2 protein-coding genes are annotated in these 2799 nt (G+C 68.4%); both read right to left on the bottom strand.

The genetic code is table 11. The features are described from left to right. The coding region (locus CVM52_RS25015) for a polysaccharide biosynthesis protein (RefSeq protein ID WP_100164984.1) at nt 1–1849 on the bottom strand (1849 nt) is incomplete at its 3' end. 241 nt (nt 1850–2090) lie between these two features. Further along, on the bottom strand, nt 2091–2708 hold the full coding sequence (locus CVM52_RS25010) for a sugar transferase (RefSeq protein WP_100164983.1): 618 nt from the start codon (nt 2706–2708) through the stop codon (nt 2091–2093). Between the last annotated feature and the right edge of the window lie 91 nt (nt 2709–2799).

Genomic DNA, 2799 nt, shown 5'->3' with positions numbered 1-2799 from the left:
CGGTGGCAAAGCCCTCGACCCAGCGGTCGATCACCGCGCGCGCCGCCTCCTCGTCGCCGGCGGCCAGGGCGTGGCGCAGCCCGCGCAGCACCGCCGCCACCTCGATCTCCGACAGATAGGCCTCGCGGGCGCAGAAGATCTTCTGATAGCGGGTGCCGATCAGGTCGCCCGACAGGGTCAGCTCTTCCTCGATCTTCTCGCCGGGGCGCAGGCCGATGATCTCGATCTCGATATCGCCCTCGGGATGATCCTCGTCGCGCACCGTATAGCCGGCGCTTTCGATCACCTGGCGCGCCAGCTGCAGGATCGGCACCGGCTTGCCCATATCCAGCACGAAGACCTCGCCGCCCCTGGCCTCGGCGCCGGCCTTCAGCACCAGCTGCACCGCCTCGCGGATGGTCATGAAGAAGCGCCGCACATTGGGATCGGTCACGGTGACCGGGCCGCCGCGGCTGATCTGGTCCTGGAACAGCGGCACCACCGAGCCCGACGAGCCCAGCACATTGCCGAAGCGCACCATGGTGAACACGGTGTCGGGATGCCGGGTGGCCAGATCCTGCACCACCAGCTCGGCCAGGCGTTTGGACGCGCCCATCACATTGGTCGGGCGCACCGCCTTGTCCGAGGAGACCAGGATAAAGCGTTCGACCCCGGCCTCGGCCGCCTCGCGCGCCAGCGTCTGGGTGCCGAAGACATTATTGGCCAGCCCCGGCAGCGGGTTGGCCTCGACCAGCGGCACATGTTTATAGGCCGCCGCATGCAGCACCACCTGCACGCCGTGATCGCAGAGCACCTTGCGCACCTGGCGCGGATCGGTGACCGAGCCCAGCACCGGCACCAGCTCGATCCGGGTGCCCTCGGTCAGCTGCTCCAGCTCCTGGTGCACGGTGTACAGCGCCAGTTCGCTGAGTTCATACAGCACGATCTTCTGCGGCCGGCAGGCCAGCACCTGGCGGCACAGCTCCGAGCCGATCGAGCCGCCGGCGCCCGAGACCAGCACCACCCGCCGCTCATAGCTCAGCGCCGCCTCGCCGAGATTGGTCTCGGCATGTTTGCGGCCCAGGAAGGTCTGCGGCGCCACCGGCGTCAGCTTGTCCACCAGCGCCTCCTCGCCGATCAGCTGCGCGAAGGAGGGCAGCGCCTGCACCTCCAGCTTCATCTTCTGCAGCCGCCGGGCGATCTGCGCCTGTTTCGGCTGGCTCAGCGACGGCATCGCCAGCAGCACCCGGCCGGCATCGCGTTCCTTGGCGATCTGGGCGATGCGCGCCGGCGGATAGACCGGCAGGCCCAGCAGCGTCATGCCCTGCAGCGAGGTGTTGTCGTCGACAAAGGCGATCGGGTCGATGCTGTCATGGCTTTTCAGCGCCTGCGCCAGCTGGGTGCCGGTGGTGCCGGCGCCATAGATCAGCACCCGGCGGCGCGGCTGCGCCCGGCGGTAGATCGCCACCACCACCTGGTAGAGCACCGCGCGCGCGGCCACCACGAAGAGGAAATAGCAGATGCCGAACATCACATGGGTGCCCAGCGGCAGCTGCAGCCCGGTGAAGACCGACAGCCCGGCCGAGACCGCGATCAGCGCCACCGCAAAAATCGCGGTCAGCCCGACGGCATGGCGCTCATAGGCGATCAGCTGGATCGACGGCAACCCCAGCCGCATCGACAGCGCCGCGGCGATGGCCAGCATATAGGGCAGCACCGGCAGGGTGCGCCACAGCGCCTCCAGCGGCGACATCGGCAGCGCTTGCACGGTATAGGTGAACAGCAGCGCGGCGGGGATCAGGGCCAGGTCGACGGCGAGAAAGATATAGGCTTTCTGCTTACGGCTCAGGGAACTGACGAGATAAAACATTCAGGCCGCAGCCCCCACAATATTTACTGGGGCCGGTTCCGGATCCGGACTCCTGCCGGAGCGGCTTCCGCCTCGGTCCCCTGACGGGAATGTCAAATGCAAATGCGCCGCACTCAACCCAACACGGTGATCCCTAGCCGATTTTTTGCCGCCCGCAAAACGGTTTCCCGCCGGCTGCCCGGAAAATAGGCAGAAATCTGCTGCGCCTGAACATAACCCTTGCATTTGGCCGCGCGCGCCCTCAGCCGCCGCCGCGGCGGACCAGGCCGCCGATGGTCTGGAACACCAGGTCGAAATCGTAGCACAGGCTGCGGCGGCGGCGATAGATCAGGTCCAGCCGCGCCTTCATCGGCACGCAGATCCGGGCATAGACCGCATCGGTTTCTGCGGCGGTGCGGCAGCGCGCCAGCAGCGCCGCCTCGTGCCGGTGATAGGTGATCGAGGTCAGCCCGGTCACCCCGGGGCGGCAGGCCAGCACCTCGGCGTAAAGTTCGGGGAACCGCTCCACATAGGCCCTGAGCGGCGGGCGCGGGCCGACAAAGCTCAGATCGCCTTTCAGGATGTTCCACAGCTGCGGCAGCTCGTCCAGCCGCGTGGCGCGCAGCCAGGCCCCGGCCGGGGTGATCCGCGCCGCCTTGTCGCCGCCCGAGACCCCGGAATCGGCGGCGGCCACGGTCATGGTGCGGAACTTCCACAGATCAAAGGGCCGGTCCACCGTCTTCATCCGCTCGGCCACGTAGAACAGCGGCCGGCCCTGGCGCGCCAGCAGCCACAGCGACAGGCCCAGCCCCACCGGCGCCAGCAGCGCCATCAGCAGCAGCGCGAAGAAGATGTCGAAGAACCGCTTGGACCAGGTCATCGCTTCCCGTCCCCGCCCGGCGGGCTCACCGCGCGCCATTCCGCCACCAGCCCGGCGGGGGTGGCCGGCTCCAGCGCCGCCAGCCGCGCCA

The sequence above is a fragment of the Pseudooceanicola lipolyticus genome (assembly GCF_002786325.1).
Classification (GTDB): domain Bacteria; phylum Pseudomonadota; class Alphaproteobacteria; order Rhodobacterales; family Rhodobacteraceae; genus Pseudooceanicola_C; species Pseudooceanicola_C lipolyticus.
Note: the sequence above shows the minus strand (reverse complement) of the source record. Positions and strands in the feature narration are given on the sequence as shown.